This is a genomic window from Pseudomonas sp. B329 (assembly GCF_023127835.1).
GTDB lineage: Bacteria > Pseudomonadota > Gammaproteobacteria > Pseudomonadales > Pseudomonadaceae > Aquipseudomonas > Aquipseudomonas synxantha_A.
In genome coordinates this window covers 80,451-95,323 of sequence record NZ_SPKP01000013.1, presented here as the reverse complement: position 1 = coordinate 95,323, position 14,873 = coordinate 80,451, and the positions used below count along the sequence as shown (strand labels likewise).

The following is a 14,873-nucleotide window of genomic DNA, read 5'->3' as shown; positions in this document are numbered from 1 at the left end:
GTGTACGAGGCCGCTATGCCCAATGCGAGCGCATTTGTCATTGCGCCAGTTTGGCGAGGATCTTGTAGACCACGGTGCCAAGGATCAGCAGCATACCAACCCACATGCCGAACGCGCCGAGGGGCTTGTCGCGAAAATTGAAACCGACCGCGAGCATGATCATGCCGATCACGATGGGGATGAGCATGGCGTGGAATGAGGACATTGAAATCATGGGAGCAATAGCCTTGTCGCAGTGGAAGTTTTGACAAGTCTAGGCGCGATTGCAGGAAGTGCAGGTGATACAAGTCAGTTTGGCAGTACATCGAACCAAATGTGGGAGGGAGTAAGCCCCCTCCCACATTTCGATCACATTTTGCCCGTCAAATCAGGGCAGGTCGCGGCTCGCGTAAAACGCCCCCAGCACCTTCACCAGGTGCGCCAGGTCATGGCTGCCGCACAGCTCTCGAATGGAGTGCATGGCAAACGTCGGCAAGCCGATATCCACGGTGCGTACACCCAGGTGGCTGGCGGTGATCGGGCCGATGGTCGAGCCGCAGCCCATGTCACTGCGCACCACAAAGCTTTGTACCGGCACTTCCTCGGCCATGCACAGGTGACGGAAGAACCCGGCAGTTTCGCTGTTGGTGGCGTAGCGCTGGTTGCTGTTGACCTTGATCACCGGCCCGGCATTGAGTTTCGGACCGTGGTTGGCGTCGTGCTTCTCGGCGTAGTTGGGGTGCACGCCGTGGGCGTTGTCCGCCGATACCAGCAGTGATTTCTGAATGGTGCGTACGAACTCATCACCTTCAGGCAACAGGCGGCGCAGGGTCTGCTCCAGCATCGGGCCATCGGCGCCGCAGGCCGAGCAGGAGCCGACTTCTTCGTGGTCGTTGCACACCAGCACGCAGGTTTCGTCGGTCTCGCTGGTCAGCAAGGCTTGCAGGCCGGCGTAGCACGACAGCAGATTGTCCAGGCGCGCACCGGCGATGAAATCGCCATTGAGGCCGATGACCGCCGCGCTTTGGGTGTCGTAGAAGCTCAGCTCGTAGTCGAGCACCACGTCAGCGTTAAGCCCATGCTCGCGGGCCAACTGCTCGGTGAGCACGGCGCGAAAGTCCACGCGTTCGTCACCGGCAAATTGCGCAAGGATCGGCGGCAGCTCGGTCTGGGCATTGATCGCCCAACCCTGGTTGGCCTCACGGTTCAGGTGAATGGCCAGGTTGGGAATGATGGCGATCGGCAGCTTGAAGTCGATCAATTGGCTTTCGACCTTGCCGTCGCGGCGGAAGGTGACGCGGCCAGCCAGGGACAGGTCGCGGTCGAACCACGGCGCGAGCAGCGCACCGCCGTAGACTTCCACGCCCAACTGCCAGAAACCCTGGCGTTGCAGCTCAGGCTGGGGTTTGACCCGCAGGCACGGGCTGTCGGTGTGGGCGCCGACCAGGCGGATGCCGCCCTGCAACGGCGAGTGGCGGCCGAGCTTGAAGGCGATGATCGAGGAGTCGTTGCGGGTCACGTAGTAGCGACCGTTGGCCTCGGTGGCCCAGGTGTCGCGCTCGTCGAGACGCTGGTAACCAGCCGCTTCCAGGCGCTGGGCGAGGGCCGCAGTGGCATGAAAAGGAGTAGGGGAGGCCTTGAGGAAGTCGATCAGGCCTTGATTCAACGCTTCGCGCATAAATAGCTCCAGACAGCAATGCGCGGAGTTTACCGTTCGATGGCCAGAAGTGCACAGAACAAATGCGGGAGGGGGCTTGCTCCCGATTGCGGTGTGTCAGTGAGCAAATACAGTGACTGACACTCCGCCACCGGGGGCAAGCCCCCTCCCACATTTACCCGTGTTCGCAGCTTAAAAGGGGGCAGGGCACTCGAAGCGCAAGCGCTCGCCGCTTTGTGGATGGGTGAAACTGAGCATGCTTGCATGCAGGCACAGCCGCGGCCAGGCAGCCAAGGCTTGTTCATGAGCATACAAACCATCACCCAGCAACGGATGCCCGATGGACAGCATATGCACACGCAACTGGTGCGAACGCCCAGTGATCGGCGTCAGCTCCACGCGGCACCAGTCGCCGCAACGCTCCAACACCTTCCAGAAGGTCAGGGCGTGCTTGCCGAATTCATGGTCGACCACATGGCGGGGCTTGGTCGGCGGGTCGTAGCGCAGGGGCAGGTCGATGCTGCCGCTATCCAGTTCCGGCTGGCCCCAGGCCAGGGCGGTGTAGGCTTTTTCTGTTTCGCGGTCGTGAAACTGGCGGGACAGTTCGCGATGGGTGTCGGCATCCCGGGCCAGCAGGATGATCCCCGAGGTTTCCCAGTCAAGCCGATGGACGATACGGGCTTCGGGGTAGCCGTTTTCCTGCAGGCGCGTGATCAGGCAGTCCTTGTTGTCGTCGGCGCGACCCGGCACCGAGAGCAGCAGGGTCGGCTTGTTCACCACCAGGACAGCGTCGTCCTGATGCAGGATATGTATATTGGACAGCGGCATTAAACAGCCTCGTAACAAACGCCAACGGCGGCTCGCCCACCTGGTTCCCGAAGGATCAAGGTGATCGAGCCGCCGTGGCGACCGCCCTTTCGATCAACGATCGGGCAGGGTGATATTGAGTTCCAGAATCGAGCAGCTGCCGTCATTTTCCAGAGCGACATGCACGTCATCGTTGCCGATATTGACGTACTTGCGGATCACCTCGACCAGTTCCTTCTGCAAGGCTGGCAGGTAATCCGGCGTGCTGCGTTGGCCGCGTTCGTGCGCCACGATGATCTGTAGACGCTCTTTCGCTACCGACGCGGTACTTGGCTTTTTGTTGGCGCGAAAGAAGTCGAGAAATTTCATTGTTTAGTTGCCTCCAAAGATACGCTCGAAGAATCCCTTCTTCTTAACATCGAGGAAGCGGTGTTCCACGGTCTTGCCCAGCAAGCGATCGACTGCATCGCTGTACGCCTGGCCGGCGTCGCTCTGGTCGTCAAGAATCACCGGCACGCCCTGGTTGGATGCCTTCAGCACGGCCTGGGACTCCGGAATCACGCCCAGCAGGGTCACTGCGAGGATTTCCTTCACGTCTTCAACGCCGAGCATCTCGCCATTGTTGACACGCTCCGGGTTGTAGCGGGTGAGTAACAGGTGCTCCTTGATCGGGTCCTGGCCTTCTTCAGCGCGCTTGGACTTGCTGGCCAAGAGGCCCAGCATACGGTCCGAGTCACGTACCGAGGAAACTTCCGGGTTGGTCACCACGATGGCTTCATCGGCGAAGTACATCGCCAGGTGAGCACCGGTTTCAATACCGGCCGGAGAATCGCACACCACGTATTCGAAGGTTTCCTTGAGCTCGGCGAGAACCTTGCCCACGCCTTCCTTGGTCAGCGCGTCTTTGTCGCGGGTCTGGCTGGCGGCCAGTACATACAGGTTCTCAAGGCGCTTGTCCTTGATCAGGGCCTGTTGCAGGTTGGCTTCGCCGTTCACCACGTTGACGAAGTCGTACACCACGCGGCGTTCGCAGCCCATGATCAGGTCGAGGTTACGCAAACCGACGTCGAAGTCGACGATGACTGTCTTGTGGCCGCGCAGTGCGAGGCCGGTACCGATAGCGGCGCTGGTGGTGGTCTTACCCACACCACCCTTGCCGGATGTAACCACGAGAATCTTGGCCAAGGTGTTTCACCCCTAAGGAAAAAGGACTTTCGGTCCCTGAAAAACATCTCTTGAAACTCGCTGCAGGCGGACAGCCTTTGCAGGAAAAAGAAGGAGTTTCCATGGAGAAACACCAACTTCCAAAAAGTCCTACACAAGTCTTGCCGGTTTCGCTTTGCTATCAGAGTCTAGAGATGCTTGGAAAATGCGGCAGTATCCGTTAAAGCCGGATGATGTTCAACACATCGCCCGACAGGTTGACCTGTACCGAAGCCCCCCACAGCGGATCACGGCGCAAATCTTCAGAAACCTTGTACTGACCCGCGATGGAAACCAGCTCAGCGGTCAACTGCTGGCAGAAAATCCGCGCTCTGGTATCACCCTTGATGCCGGCGAGGGCACGCCCGCGCATCGGGCCGTATACATGGATGTTGCCATCGGCGAGAAGTTCCGCCCCCGGGCTGACCGAGGAGATCACCACCAAGTCGCCGCCCTGGGCGTAAATCTGCTGCCCGCCGCGTACCGGCGAGGTGATGATCTTTGTCGGCTTGATCGCAGGCTCGGGTGGTTTTTCCGGTTTTTTCTTCTCTTCACCGACCAGCGGTTCCAAGGGACGCTCGCGGGCACCGGATGGAGGCAGTACTGGCAGTTCAATGGCGATGGCGGCGGCAATGTCTTCGATGCGGCTGGCACGAATCGCCAGGGTGCGCAGGCCATGGGAGCGGCACACGCGCATCAGCCCGGGCAAATCAATCACGCCCTGGCCGGCCGGCAGCTTGTCCAGCGCCAGCACCAGCGGGGCGTTGTTGAAAAAGTTTGGCGCCAGGGCAACCTTGGCGGCCAGTTGGCGGTCCAGGGCATCAAGGTCATTGCGCGCCAGTTCCAGCACGGTAATGGCGAGCATGCTGCCTTTTAGCTGGAACACGGGATCTTGGTCTAGCGGTTCGGTTTGGCTCATGGTCGGCGAAAGCGGCTTGTCACGAAAAGTGTCGAGACTTATAACGAGAACACTCACCCGCCGCAAGCCGAGTCGAACCGTTGTAGAATGCGCGGCCCTTGTCTTTACCGGAATCTGTAATGGATCGCCCGCGTTTTCGAGCTGTATTTCTTCACCCGCGTTTTTGGCTGCTATGGCTGGGGCTCGGCCTGCTGTGGCTGGTCACCCAGTTGCCGTACCGGGCGTTGTTGACCATTGGTCGCCTGCTGGGTGCGGGGATGTACCGCGTGGCTGGCGATCGCCGCCGTATCGCGGCGCGTAACCTTGAGCTGTGCTTCCCGGAAAAATCCGTGCAGGAGCGCAAACGCCTGCTCAAGGAAAACTTTGCCTCCACCGGTATCGCCTTTTTTGAAATGGCCATGAGCTGGTGGTGGCCCAAGCCGCGCCTGGCGCGACTGGCCCATGTCGAAGGGCTGGAACACCTCAAGCAGGCACACTTGGAAGGCAAGGGCGTGATCCTGATGGCCCTGCACTTCACCACCCTGGAAATCGGCGCGGCGCTGCTGGGGCAGAAACACACCATCGATGGCATGTACCGCGAGCATGGCAACCCGCTGTTCGATTTTATCCAGCGCCGTGGTCGTGAGCGCCATAACCTCGATTCCCTGGCCGTGGAGCGCGACGACGTGCGCGGTATGCTCAAGCTGCTGCGTGCCGGCCGGGCCATCTGGTACGCACCGGACCAGGATTACGGCGCCAAGCAAAGCATCTTCGTGCCGCTGTTCGGTATCCAGGCAGCTACCGTCACCGCTACCAGCAAGTTCGCACGCCTGGGCAAGGCGTTGGTGGTGCCGTTCACCCAGGAGCGCCTGGCCGATGGCAGCGGTTACCGATTGGTGATCCATCCACCGTTGACCGATTTTCCGGGTGAAACCGACGAAATCGACTGCCTGCGCATCAACCAATGGGTCGAAGCCTCGGTACGCGATTGCCCCGAGCAATACCTGTGGACCCATCGCCGTTTCAAGAGCCGGCCGCCGGGTGAGCCCAAACTGTATGAAAAGCGCCGTCGATAACGCTGATTTTTACCACACGGAGTGACGCAATGCGCTCAGTTGAACCGGTCACAGGCTTGATTCTTTCCGGCGGCGGGGCGCGAGCGGCGTATCAGGTGGGGGTGTTGGCGGCGATTGCCGAGTTGCTGCCACCGGGGGCGCCGAATCCATTTCCGGTGATTGTCGGCACCTCCGCCGGCGCGATCAATGCAGTGAGCCTGGCCAGTGGCGCTACCGATTTCTCGGCAGCGATCCAGCGGCTGACGGCATTCTGGCAGGGCTTTCGCAGCCACCAGGTGCTGCGCAGCGACTGGCCTGGGGTAATACGCCAGGCCAGCCGTTTCCTCATCCACAGCCTATTGGGCCTGGGCGCCCAGGTGCCCGTGGCGCTGCTCAACAGCTCGCCACTGCGCGACTTGCTGCAAGAACGCTTGAACCTGGACGGCATCGACGAGGCTATTCGCCGCAAGCACTTGCAGGCAGTGGCGGTGACGGCGTTTGGCTATGAGTCCGGGCAAGCGGTGACTTTCTACCAGGGCGGCGGCACCATCGATGCCTGGCTGCGCCATCGGCGTATCGGCGTGCCGGCCCAACTGACGGTGGAGCACTTGCTGGCCAGTTCGGCGATTCCGCTGTTGTTTGCTCCGGTCAAACTCGACGAAGAGTACTTTGGCGATGGCGCGGTGCGGCAGTCAGCGCCCATCAGCCCGGCTTTGCACCTGGGCGCCAGCCGCGTGTTGGTCGTCGGCGTGAGCGGCAATCCCAGGGGCAATGAAGCGTCGACGCAACGTACCTACACCGGCCAGCAACCGACCCTGGCGCAAATCGGTGGGCATATGCTCAACAGCACCTTCATTGACAGCCTGGAAAGCGATATCGAACTGCTGGAGCGCTTGAACCAGTTTAGTCGGGTTGTCCCTGTCGACGCCGCGGTGCAGGGCCTGGCGCCGGTAGACGTGCTGGTGATTGCGCCCAGCCAGCCTATCGATGAAATCGCTGCGCGACATCGCCAGGAATTACCGGCGGCGTTGCGCTTGTTCTTGCGCGGGCCGGGGGCGACCAAGACCAGTGGGGCGGGGGTGTTGAGTTATTTGCTGTTCGAGGCGGGGTATTGCAGCGAGTTGATCGAGTTGGGGCGCAAGGATGCGCTGGCCAAACGCGACGAAATCACCCGATTCCTCGGCCTGACGCCGAACTGAATGTGGGAGCTGGCTTGCCTGCGATAGCGGTATGCCAGCCAACACTGCTGGCACAGACACACCGCGATCGCAGGCAAGCCAGCTCCCACAGGGAACCGCGATCAACCTTTAGAAGTGGTACTTGACCAGGAAGCTTGCCGTGTCCTGAGTCGTCTTGAACGCGCCGCTGTCTTCAATCCCGTACTTGTTCTTCCAGTAGTCGTATTCAAAACCTACATACAACTGCTTGTCGCCCCAGTGCAGCGCCTTGCCCAAGTCGTATTTGACCTGCGGGTTGAAGTGCAGGTTGGCGTGATAAGTGCCACGGGCGTTTTTGTCGTTATCCACCACCCAGTCCATGAAACCGTCGATCAGCACGTCGGAGTTGCCCACGGGGATGGTGTACGACCACACCGGAGTGATCTGCCACACACCGTCACCCGGGCGATTGCCCTCGGTCTGGCGCTGGTAGAAATTCAACTGGAAGTAGTCAAAACCGGGGATGTTCAAGTCGAATGCCGGGCCCAGCAGGTAGGACTCGTTATCGCCCTCGCCGAACTCGTAGGTGAAGGCCAGCAGCACGTCCTTGATCGGGCCGAACGACAGGTCCTTGTCGAAAATCTTGCCGAACGACAAACGCGGGCTGAACTCGCCGTAGTAAGTGTTCGGGCCGACATTGCCGTCTTCCTTGCCGTTGTAAAAGATACGGTCGAGGAAGAAGAAGTTGTCGCCGTACTTCCATGCGTCGGCATGTTCGAAGGTGACGGTTTGCTGGATCTGCGGGTTGACGGTAAAGCTCTTGCCCCACAGGTAAGTCAGGCTGTTGTTCTGCCACTGCAACAAGTCACCGGCGACGGCCTGGCCACCAGCCAGCAGGGATCCCGCCAGCATCAGGCCTTTGAACATGGGTTTCATTCGGTTGCTCCCGAGTTAAAGTTTTATGGTTTTTTTTCTTCTACGCAGGCGCTCTGGTATGGCGCCTTTTGGTTCGCTGCAAAAATCGTCTGTTCGGTCAGCTTTAATGCTGTTAGCAAGAGCTGCGCCAAGGTGTTTGAAAAGCCAAAAAATCCCCGTCGGCTGCAGCGGATGCAGTCGAATTCAGAGGACTTTTGCGCACTTTGGCAGCCAACATCAGGCCGGGATAAGTTGGCCTTGAAGTCAGCTTTTACATTCGCTGTTTTTTTTGAGTCGATTCGAGCGGGCGCGGAGAATACTGGCTCCCAGGCCTGGGCTCAAGTGCGCTGTAACAGAGCGCGAGGGGCGAGAATGGGGCGCGGCGTGTGGCCGGCCCCGGTTGAAGGCTGTGCATGTGGCTGTTCCCTGTTTGTTGTTATTTTTGTACTAACAAAGGAATCAATGCGTATGGGCGACTTCGGGGCGTTCAGCGCCGCCGAGGATGTTGAACAGGATGTTCAGCGACAACGCGCTGAGTGTGGCCATGGCGATCCCGCTGTGGGTAATCGGGCTCATCCACAGTGGCAGTTGCGCGAAGAACTCCGGCCGTACCACGGGGATCAGGCCCATGCCGATGCTCACGGCTACCAATAGCTGGTTGCGACGGTCGGCGATGTCGGCTTCCTGCAGGATCTTGATCCCGGTCGCCGCCACCATGCCGAACATGGCTATCGCCGCGCCACCGAGTACTGCCGGCGGAATCGACGCGACCAGATAGGCGGCCTTGGGCAACAGGCTCAGCACAATCAGAAAGGCCCCGGCCATGATCGTGACCGAGCGGCAGCGCACGCCGGTCATTTGTACCAGGCCGATATTCTGCGCGAAGGAGGAGTGGGTAAAGGTGTTGAAGAAACCGGCAAAGAACGACGCGCCGGCGTCACACAACAGGCCACGGCGCAGCATCTTCGGGGTGACCTCCTGGCCGGTGATCTTGCCCAGGGCGAGGAACATGCCGGTGGACTCGACAAAGATAATCACCACCACCAGGCACATCGACAGGATCGGCGCCAACTCGAACTTGGGCATACCGAAGTGCAACGGCGTGACCACCTGCACCCAGGGCGCCTGGGCCAGGCCACTGAGGTCGACCATGCCGATAACGCCGCACAACCCGTAACCCAGGCCCATGCCGATCAGCACCGAGATATTCACCCAGAAGCCGCGCATGAAGCGGTTGATCAGCAGGATGGTCGCCAGCACCAGCGCGGCAATCGCCAGATACACCGGCGAGCCGAACGTGGCGGCAGCGCTGCCGCCACCGGCCCAGTTCACGGCCACGGGAAACAGCGAGAGGCCGATGGCGGTAATGACGGTACCGGTCACCAGCGGCGGGAAAAAGCGCACGACCTTGGACATGAATGGCGCGATCAGCATGCCGAAGAACCCGGCGGCGATAGTCGCGCCGAAGATGCCTTGCAAACCGATACCGGGCATACCGGCCATGGCGACCATGCTGCCGACGGCGGCGAAGCTGGCACCCATCATCACCGGCATACGGATACCTACCGGGCCGATGCCGAACGACTGCACCATGGTGGCGATACCGGCCACCAGCAGGTCGGCATTGATCAGGAAGGCGATTTCTTCACGGCTCAAGCCTGCGGCCTGGCCAATGATCAGGGGGACGGCGACGGCGCCGCCGTACATCAGCAAGACGTGTTGCAAGCCAACCAGAATCAGTTGCAAGAGGGGCAGCCGCACCATGGCGGGTGCGGCAGGAGTCTGCGTTTCTAACTGGGACATGCAACACCTCGAATCTTTTTATTTTTGTGTTGTTTGCAAAGCAATTTTCAAAACACGGCAGATCTCAATTGTGGGAGCTGGCTTGCCTGCGATAGCGCAGGGTCGGCAACTCATCCGGTGACTGACGCCAGCTCCCACATTGGTCCCGTGTGAAACAGTCAGTTGGTGCGGGCCCCCTGATTGATCCAGGTGCCGATCAGGTCTCTTTCCTGCTGGGTCATCTGGGTAATATTGCCCAACGGCATGATCTGGCTGGCCACGGCCTGCGCTTGAATACGCGCGGCCTGCTGCTGGATCTGTGTCGGTGTGTCGAACATCACCCCAGCCGGAGCGGTGCTGAACAACGGGCTGGTGGGCTTGGCCGAATGGCACACGGTGCAGCGTTGCTCGATCACATGGTGCACCTGGCCGAAGTCGGTCGTGGCCTGGGCCGGTGCCGGTTCAGCGGCGGGGGCGGCAGGCGCTGCGGGTTTCAAGCCACCGCCCAGGGCGGTTTCCGGCAGCGGCTGGTACTCGATCGCAGCAGGTGCCTTGGCAATCGGTTCTGCAGGTTTGGGCCCGGTTACATACGCCAGGCTGATCATCGCCAACGCGCCCACCGGCAAGGTCCACGCATACTTCTGGCTGTCATGCCGGGTGTTGAAGTAGTGCCTTACCAGCACCGCCGCCACTGCGATCCCGGCCAGGATCAGCCAGTTGTATTGGCTGCCGTAGGTACTCGGGAAGTGGTTGCTGATCATGATGAACAGCACCGGCAAGGTGAAGTAGTTGTTGTGGCGTGAACGCAGCAAGCCCTTGGCCGGCAGCGCCGGATCCGGTGTGCGGTTCTCGGCGATGGCTGCCACCAGTGCACGCTGGGCGGGCATGATGATGCGGAACACGTTACCGACCATGATCGTACCGATCACCGCACCCACGTGCAGGTAGGCGCCACGGCCGCTGAACACCTTGCTGAAGCCATACGCCGCCGCAATCAGCAGCACGAACAGGATCAAGCCGAGCAGGGCAGGGCGCTTGCCCAGGGCCGAGTCGCAGAGGAAGGAGTAGATGAACCAGCCGGCGAACAGTGAGCCGATGCCCAGCAATACGCCTTCGGTGCCGCTGAGGCTGCTGCCGGGGGCGAGCAGGTACAGCGTGGGGTTGAGGTAGAACACCACGCAGAGCAGCGCGACGCCCGACATCCAGGTGAAGTAGGCTTCCCATTTGAACCAGTGCAGGTTGTCCGGCATGGTCGGCGGAGCCAGTTTGTATTTTTCCAGGTGGTAGATACCGCCACCGTGGATCGCCCACAAGTCACCGGCCAGGCCGTTCTTGGGGTTGACGCGATTAAGGTTGTTTTCCAGCCAGACAAAGTAGAACGAAGCGCCGATCCAGGCGACGCCAGTGATCATGTGAACCCAGCGCACGCTCAGGTTCAGCCATTCCAACAGATGTGCTTCCACAGTCTTTACCTCTCGCCTGTCACCCTTGTTGTCGGGTGATCCGGCCTTCTCTTATTGGTGGGGGGCGAGGATCAACCGCTCATCCTCTTTGAAAAAATGCTCATCGCAGTTATTGCCTGTGCCACTGCGATCAACCACCAGGAAGTCATCCCGCTTTTCGATCGTCAGCACCGGGTGGTGCCAGACGCCGCGATGGTAATTGATGCCCTGCCTGCCGTTGGTAACGAAGGCGCGGACCAAGCCTGATACAGGTGCATCGCCAAGTGGCGCGACCACGATCAGAAAGGGGTTGCCGAGCAGCGGTATGAACGCCTGGCTGCCCAGCGGGTGTCTCTCCAGCATGCACACGGTCAGCGGCATGTCCTGCGCGTCGGCGCGGAAGATGCTGATGATGGCGTGGTCTTCAGGCTGTGCTGTTTCGACCGTTGCCAGTTTGTGAAAGCGCATGGTCGACCCGTTGTTGATCATGAAGTGATCGCTGCCATCGGTTTCGATAACGTCTCCGAAAGGGGCGAAGGCTTCTTTGGTCAGGGGTTCGATCATCAGTGTGCGCATGGCTGTCTCTTATCCGAATACTGTGTTGTTTGGTCTATTGCTATCGCGGGCAAGCCCGCTCCCACATTTGGAATGCATTCCCCTGTGGGAACTGGCTTGCCTGCGATGGCATCACCGCTTATTTCGACACTTTGCCCAGGACGCGCAGGCGACTCACACCGCCATCCGGGAACACATTCAGGCGGATATGGGTAATCGGCCCCAGCGCCTTGATCTGCTCGGCGAAGGTGTGTTCGGCGTGCATTTCCAGTTTCTGCGCCGGCAACAGTTCACGCCAGAACAGCGATTGGGTTTCGATCTGGCTGTCGGTGCCGCCTTTGACGAAGGCGCCCTGGATCGAGCAGGTGTCCGGGTAGTTGCCCTTGAAGTGCAGGGTGTCGACGATGATCTTTTCGATCTCGCCCGGGTGGCCCAACGCGACGATCACCCAGTCATTGCCCGGTGTACGACGACGCGCGGTTTCCCAGCCATCACCCATGTTGATGCCACGGCCCGGGTTGAGGATGTTGCTCATGCGGCCGAAGTGTTCATCGGAGCAGGCCAGGGCACGCCCGCCATTGAGCGCGGCAGCCAGGTCGACCTGTTCGTTGTCGCCCACCGAAGACCAATCGCGGAACGGCACGCCATACACACGCAGACGGGCGACGCCGCCATCCGGGTAGATGTTGAAGCGCAGGTGGCTGAACGCCTGGTCGTTGTTGATCTCGTGGTAGTGGTGACTGTTGCCTTGCAGCTCTACCGCCGACAGCACTTCAACCCATTGGGTATTGGCGTCCGGCTCGCCCGAGGCCAGGAAGCAGGCTTCCAGTGAGGCCGACGGCGGGAAGTTGCCGGTGAAGAATGAAGTGTCGATGTCCACGCCTTTGATCGAACCCGGCACGCCCAGGCGGATCACCGCGCTGTCGTAGCCTTCGAAGCGCTTGCGGCGTGACTCCCAGCCGTCCATCCACTTGCCGTTGTCATCGAAAACGCCCTCCTTCCACACTGCCGGGGTCGGCTGGAACAGGCGGTTGGCGTCGGCGAACCAGTCATCGGTCACCGAGATGATCTTGGTGCCCAGGCGGGCGTCGGCCAGGTTGACGAACTTTTCGAAAGGTACGGCGTAAGCTTTCATTCTTCTTGTCTGCCTTGGATAGAGTGGCTGGGGATGGTCGTTTAGAGGGTCAATAAACGGAACAACGCGATCTTGTTGATCTCGTCCAGCGCGCACTTGAACTCGGTGTCTGTCGAGTTATGGATGCGCGTTTCGAACGCGGCGAGAATCTGGTGCCGGTTGCTGCCTTTTACCGCCATGATGAAGGGAAACTTGAACTTGGCCTTGTAGGCGTCATTCAGCTCGGTGAAGCGAGAAAACTCTTCGGCCGTGCATTGGTGGATACCGGCGCCAGCCTGTTCATTGGTGCTGGCTTCGGTCAGTTGGCCCTGGACGGCCGCGCGGCCTGCCAGGTCCGGGTGAGCATTGATCAGGGCCAACTGGCTTTGATGATCAGCGCTCAACAGGATATCGCTCATGCGCTGGTGCAGGGTTTCGATCTGGTCGATCGACCTATCCTGGCCCAGCTCGAAGGCCTTTTCGGCCACCCATGGCGAGTGTTCGTAAATATCGGCAAAGGCTGCGACGAAGGCGTCGCGGCTCAGGGTCGACGGTTGCAAGGTCTGGAACGCAGTCATTTCGCCGCTCCCGTGCAGGGGTGGGTTTGGTGCCAGTGACGGGCGATGTCCACGCGGCGGGTGAACCACACCCGATCATGGCCTTTGACGTATTCAATGAAGCGCTTGAGCGAGGCCAGGCGTGCCGGGCGGCCGATCAGGCGGCAATGCAGGCCGATCGAAAGCATCTTCGGCGCTTCGGCGCCTTCGGCATACAGCACGTCGAAGGCATCCTTGAGGTATTCGAAAAAGTCGTCGCCCTTGTTGAAACCCTGCACCTGGGTGAAGCGCATGTCGTTGGTGTCCAGGGTGTAGGGGATCACCAGGTGCGGCTTGCCGTTAGGGGTATTGGGTTCCCAGTAGGGCAGGTCGTCGTCATAGGTGTCGCAGTCATACAGGAAACCGCCTTCCTCCATCACCAGGCGGCGGGTGTTGGGGCCGGTACGACCGGTGTACCAACCCAGCGGGCGTTCGCCGGTCAGCTCGGTGAGGATGCGGATGGCTTCGAGCATGTGCTCGCGCTCCTGGGCCTCGTCCATGTACTGGTAGTCGATCCAGCGGTAGCCGTGGCTGCAAATCTCGTGGCCGGCGGCGACCATGGCGCGGATCACATCCGGATGACGCTGGGCGGCCATGGCCACGGCGAAGATAGTCAGCGGTATGTCGAATTCTTTGAACAATTTGAGGATGCGCCACACCCCGGCACGGCTGCCGTATTCGTACAGCGACTCCATGCTCATGTTGCGCTCGCCTTGCAGCGGCTGGGCCGAGACCATTTCCGAAAGGAAGGCTTCGGACTCTTTGTCGCCATGCAGGATATTGCGCTCGCCGCCCTCTTCGTAGTTGAGTACGAACGACAGCGCAATGCGTGCGTTGCCCGGCCAGTGGGGGTGAGGAGGGTTACTGCCGTAACCGATCAGGTCGCGTGGGTAGTCAGCGCTCACTGCAGTCTTCCTTCTTGTTCGTGGTAGCTAGGTGTGTGGCGGCCGGGCAGTGGAAAGACTGGGTGGCGTCACAGCGATGAGTGATTGTATACAACTTATCGCAAACTTTGTAAGCCTGCATTTCTGCATTTTTTCTGAACGGTCTGTCTGCAAGAAACTTGCCTAAGTGGTCAGGTTAAAATGAAAAAGCCCACTGCAGGAGCGAGCTTGCTCGCGAAAACCCTGAGGGCGCCACTTTTCATTCTGAGAGCCCGCGTCATCGTTGGCGTTTTTCGCGAGCAAGCTCGCTCCTACAGGAGGGTGGAAGCGCTGTGAAATTTATTGTGTACAATTTTTTGTAAAAGTGTCTTAATCGGCCATCGCCGGCTTTTTCACTGCCCTGAAAGAGTGCGGGTTTCTCTATGACTGACTTCGGGAGGCGCATAAAAGCCATGGGACGTTTGACCACACACGTTTTGGACGCCGCACACGGCTGCCCCGGCAGCGCGATCAAGGTCGAGTTGTATCGCGTCGAAGGCGCGCAGCTTGAACTGGTGGGTAGCGCCGTGACTAATAGCGACGGCCGTTGCGACGCGCCGCTGCTGCAAGGCGATGACTACCGCAGCGGTGTCTACCAATTGCAATTCAGCGCTGGCGACTACTACCGCGCCCGCGGTGTGCAGCTGCCGGAGCAGGCTTTTCTCGACGTGGTGGTATTGCGTTTCGGCATCAGCGCCGAACAAGACCATTACCATGTGCCACTGCTGATTTCGCCTTACAGCTACTCCACCTATCGCGGTAGCTGAGTCGTCACCTCGCTTCACACCCC

16 protein-coding genes are annotated in these 14,873 nt (G+C 60.1%); 3 read left to right on the top strand and 13 right to left on the bottom strand.

Annotated features, from left to right (window positions below; genetic code table 11):
- Positions 1-37: 37 nt before the first annotated feature.
- The 6 genes from E4P00_RS09495 to minC all read right to left on the bottom strand — a co-directional run bounded on the left by E4P00_RS09495 (position 38) and on the right by minC (position 4,565).
- Positions 38-205 carry a hypothetical protein gene (locus tag E4P00_RS09495; protein WP_248131285.1) on the bottom strand — a complete coding sequence of 56 codons (168 nt, stop codon included), beginning with the start codon at positions 203-205 and terminating at the stop codon, positions 38-40.
- Between the two features lie 162 nt (positions 206-367).
- Complete coding sequence (locus E4P00_RS09490; protein ID WP_005789967.1) at positions 368-1,657, bottom strand: M18 family aminopeptidase; 1,290 nt, start codon at positions 1,655-1,657, stop codon at positions 368-370.
- 171 nt (positions 1,658-1,828) lie between these two features.
- On the bottom strand, positions 1,829-2,464 hold the full coding sequence (locus tag E4P00_RS09485; protein ID WP_005789965.1) for an RluA family pseudouridine synthase: 636 nt from the start codon (positions 2,462-2,464) through the stop codon (positions 1,829-1,831).
- Between the two features lie 93 nt (positions 2,465-2,557).
- Complete coding sequence (gene minE, locus E4P00_RS09480) at positions 2,558-2,812, bottom strand: cell division topological specificity factor MinE (RefSeq protein ID WP_003175252.1); 255 nt, start codon at positions 2,810-2,812, stop codon at positions 2,558-2,560.
- Between the two features lie 3 nt (positions 2,813-2,815).
- A complete protein-coding gene (gene minD / locus E4P00_RS09475) occupies positions 2,816-3,628 on the bottom strand; it encodes a septum site-determining protein MinD (RefSeq protein WP_003192835.1) in 813 nt (270 codons plus the stop codon).
- A 199-nt stretch (positions 3,629-3,827) separates the two neighbouring features.
- Positions 3,828-4,565 carry a septum site-determining protein MinC gene (minC, locus tag E4P00_RS09470; RefSeq protein WP_005789962.1) on the bottom strand — a complete coding sequence of 246 codons (738 nt, stop codon included), beginning with the start codon at positions 4,563-4,565 and terminating at the stop codon, positions 3,828-3,830.
- A gap of 119 nt (positions 4,566-4,684) precedes the next feature.
- Between minC and E4P00_RS09465 the strand changes: the two genes are divergently transcribed.
- Together E4P00_RS09465 and E4P00_RS09460 are read left to right on the top strand one after the other, a co-directional pair.
- Positions 4,685-5,620, top strand: coding sequence for a lipid A biosynthesis lauroyl acyltransferase (locus E4P00_RS09465; protein ID WP_005789961.1), 936 nt, complete (start codon positions 4,685-4,687; stop codon positions 5,618-5,620).
- A 29-nt stretch (positions 5,621-5,649) separates the two neighbouring features.
- Positions 5,650-6,798: a patatin-like phospholipase family protein gene (locus E4P00_RS09460; RefSeq protein ID WP_248131265.1), complete on the top strand. Its 1,149-nt coding sequence runs from the start codon at positions 5,650-5,652 to the stop codon at positions 6,796-6,798.
- A 108-nt stretch (positions 6,799-6,906) separates the two neighbouring features.
- On the opposite strand, the gene E4P00_RS09455 is transcribed toward E4P00_RS09460, so the two are convergent.
- The 7 genes from E4P00_RS09455 to puuE form a co-directional block, all read right to left on the bottom strand.
- Complete coding sequence (locus tag E4P00_RS09455) at positions 6,907-7,692, bottom strand: outer membrane protein OmpK (protein ID WP_005789957.1); 786 nt, start codon at positions 7,690-7,692, stop codon at positions 6,907-6,909.
- 438 nt (positions 7,693-8,130) lie between these two features.
- Entirely contained in the window at positions 8,131-9,474 is a 1,344-nt protein-coding gene (locus E4P00_RS09450; protein WP_103733708.1) for a nucleobase:cation symporter-2 family protein, read from the bottom strand.
- Between the two features lie 158 nt (positions 9,475-9,632).
- Entirely contained in the window at positions 9,633-10,916 is a 1,284-nt protein-coding gene (locus E4P00_RS09445; protein ID WP_032880113.1) for a urate hydroxylase PuuD, read from the bottom strand.
- A 51-nt stretch (positions 10,917-10,967) separates the two neighbouring features.
- Positions 10,968-11,471, bottom strand: a complete 504-nt coding sequence (locus E4P00_RS09440) for an ureidoglycolate lyase (protein ID WP_005789953.1) — start codon at positions 11,469-11,471, stop codon at positions 10,968-10,970.
- A 118-nt stretch (positions 11,472-11,589) separates the two neighbouring features.
- Entirely contained in the window at positions 11,590-12,585 is a 996-nt protein-coding gene (gene alc, locus E4P00_RS09435) for an allantoicase (protein WP_005789952.1), read from the bottom strand.
- A 41-nt stretch (positions 12,586-12,626) separates the two neighbouring features.
- Positions 12,627-13,142 carry a 2-oxo-4-hydroxy-4-carboxy-5-ureidoimidazoline decarboxylase gene (uraD, locus tag E4P00_RS09430; RefSeq protein ID WP_032880116.1) on the bottom strand — a complete coding sequence of 172 codons (516 nt, stop codon included), beginning with the start codon at positions 13,140-13,142 and terminating at the stop codon, positions 12,627-12,629.
- Complete coding sequence (gene puuE, locus E4P00_RS09425; protein ID WP_216091891.1) at positions 13,139-14,065, bottom strand: allantoinase PuuE; 927 nt, start codon at positions 14,063-14,065, stop codon at positions 13,139-13,141. The genes uraD and puuE overlap by 4 nt, the downstream gene beginning before the upstream one ends.
- 401 nt (positions 14,066-14,466) lie before the next feature.
- On the opposite strand from puuE, the gene uraH reads away from it, so the two are divergent.
- Entirely contained in the window at positions 14,467-14,850 is a 384-nt protein-coding gene (gene uraH / locus E4P00_RS09420; RefSeq protein ID WP_179119841.1) for a hydroxyisourate hydrolase, read from the top strand.
- Positions 14,851-14,873: the final 23 nt, after the last annotated feature.

Excerpts from the sequence above, each read along its gene's own strand:
- E4P00_RS09455 (WP_005789957.1), bottom strand. The coding sequence starts at position 7,692 with ATGAAACCCATGTTCAAAGGCCTGATGCTGGCGGGATCCCTGCTGGCT.
- E4P00_RS09460 (WP_248131265.1), top strand. The coding sequence starts at position 5,650 with ATGCGCTCAGTTGAACCGGTCACAGGCTTGATTCTTTCCGGCGGCGGG.
- uraD (WP_032880116.1), bottom strand. The coding sequence starts at position 13,142 with ATGACTGCGTTCCAGACCTTGCAACCGTCGACCCTGAGCCGCGACGCC.
- minC (WP_005789962.1), bottom strand. The coding sequence starts at position 4,565 with ATGAGCCAAACCGAACCGCTAGACCAAGATCCCGTGTTCCAGCTAAAA.
- E4P00_RS09440 (WP_005789953.1), bottom strand. The coding sequence starts at position 11,471 with ATGCGCACACTGATGATCGAACCCCTGACCAAAGAAGCCTTCGCCCCT.
- E4P00_RS09465 (WP_005789961.1), top strand. The coding sequence starts at position 4,685 with ATGGATCGCCCGCGTTTTCGAGCTGTATTTCTTCACCCGCGTTTTTGG.
- E4P00_RS09495 (WP_248131285.1), bottom strand. The coding sequence starts at position 205 with ATGTCCTCATTCCACGCCATGCTCATCCCCATCGTGATCGGCATGATC.
- alc (WP_005789952.1), bottom strand. The coding sequence starts at position 12,585 with ATGAAAGCTTACGCCGTACCTTTCGAAAAGTTCGTCAACCTGGCCGAC.
- minE (WP_003175252.1), bottom strand. The coding sequence starts at position 2,812 with ATGAAATTTCTCGACTTCTTTCGCGCCAACAAAAAGCCAAGTACCGCG.
- E4P00_RS09450 (WP_103733708.1), bottom strand. The coding sequence starts at position 9,474 with ATGTCCCAGTTAGAAACGCAGACTCCTGCCGCACCCGCCATGGTGCGG.
- uraH (WP_179119841.1), top strand. The coding sequence starts at position 14,467 with ATGACTGACTTCGGGAGGCGCATAAAAGCCATGGGACGTTTGACCACA.
- E4P00_RS09485 (WP_005789965.1), bottom strand. The coding sequence starts at position 2,464 with ATGCCGCTGTCCAATATACATATCCTGCATCAGGACGACGCTGTCCTG.
- E4P00_RS09490 (WP_005789967.1), bottom strand. The coding sequence starts at position 1,657 with ATGCGCGAAGCGTTGAATCAAGGCCTGATCGACTTCCTCAAGGCCTCC.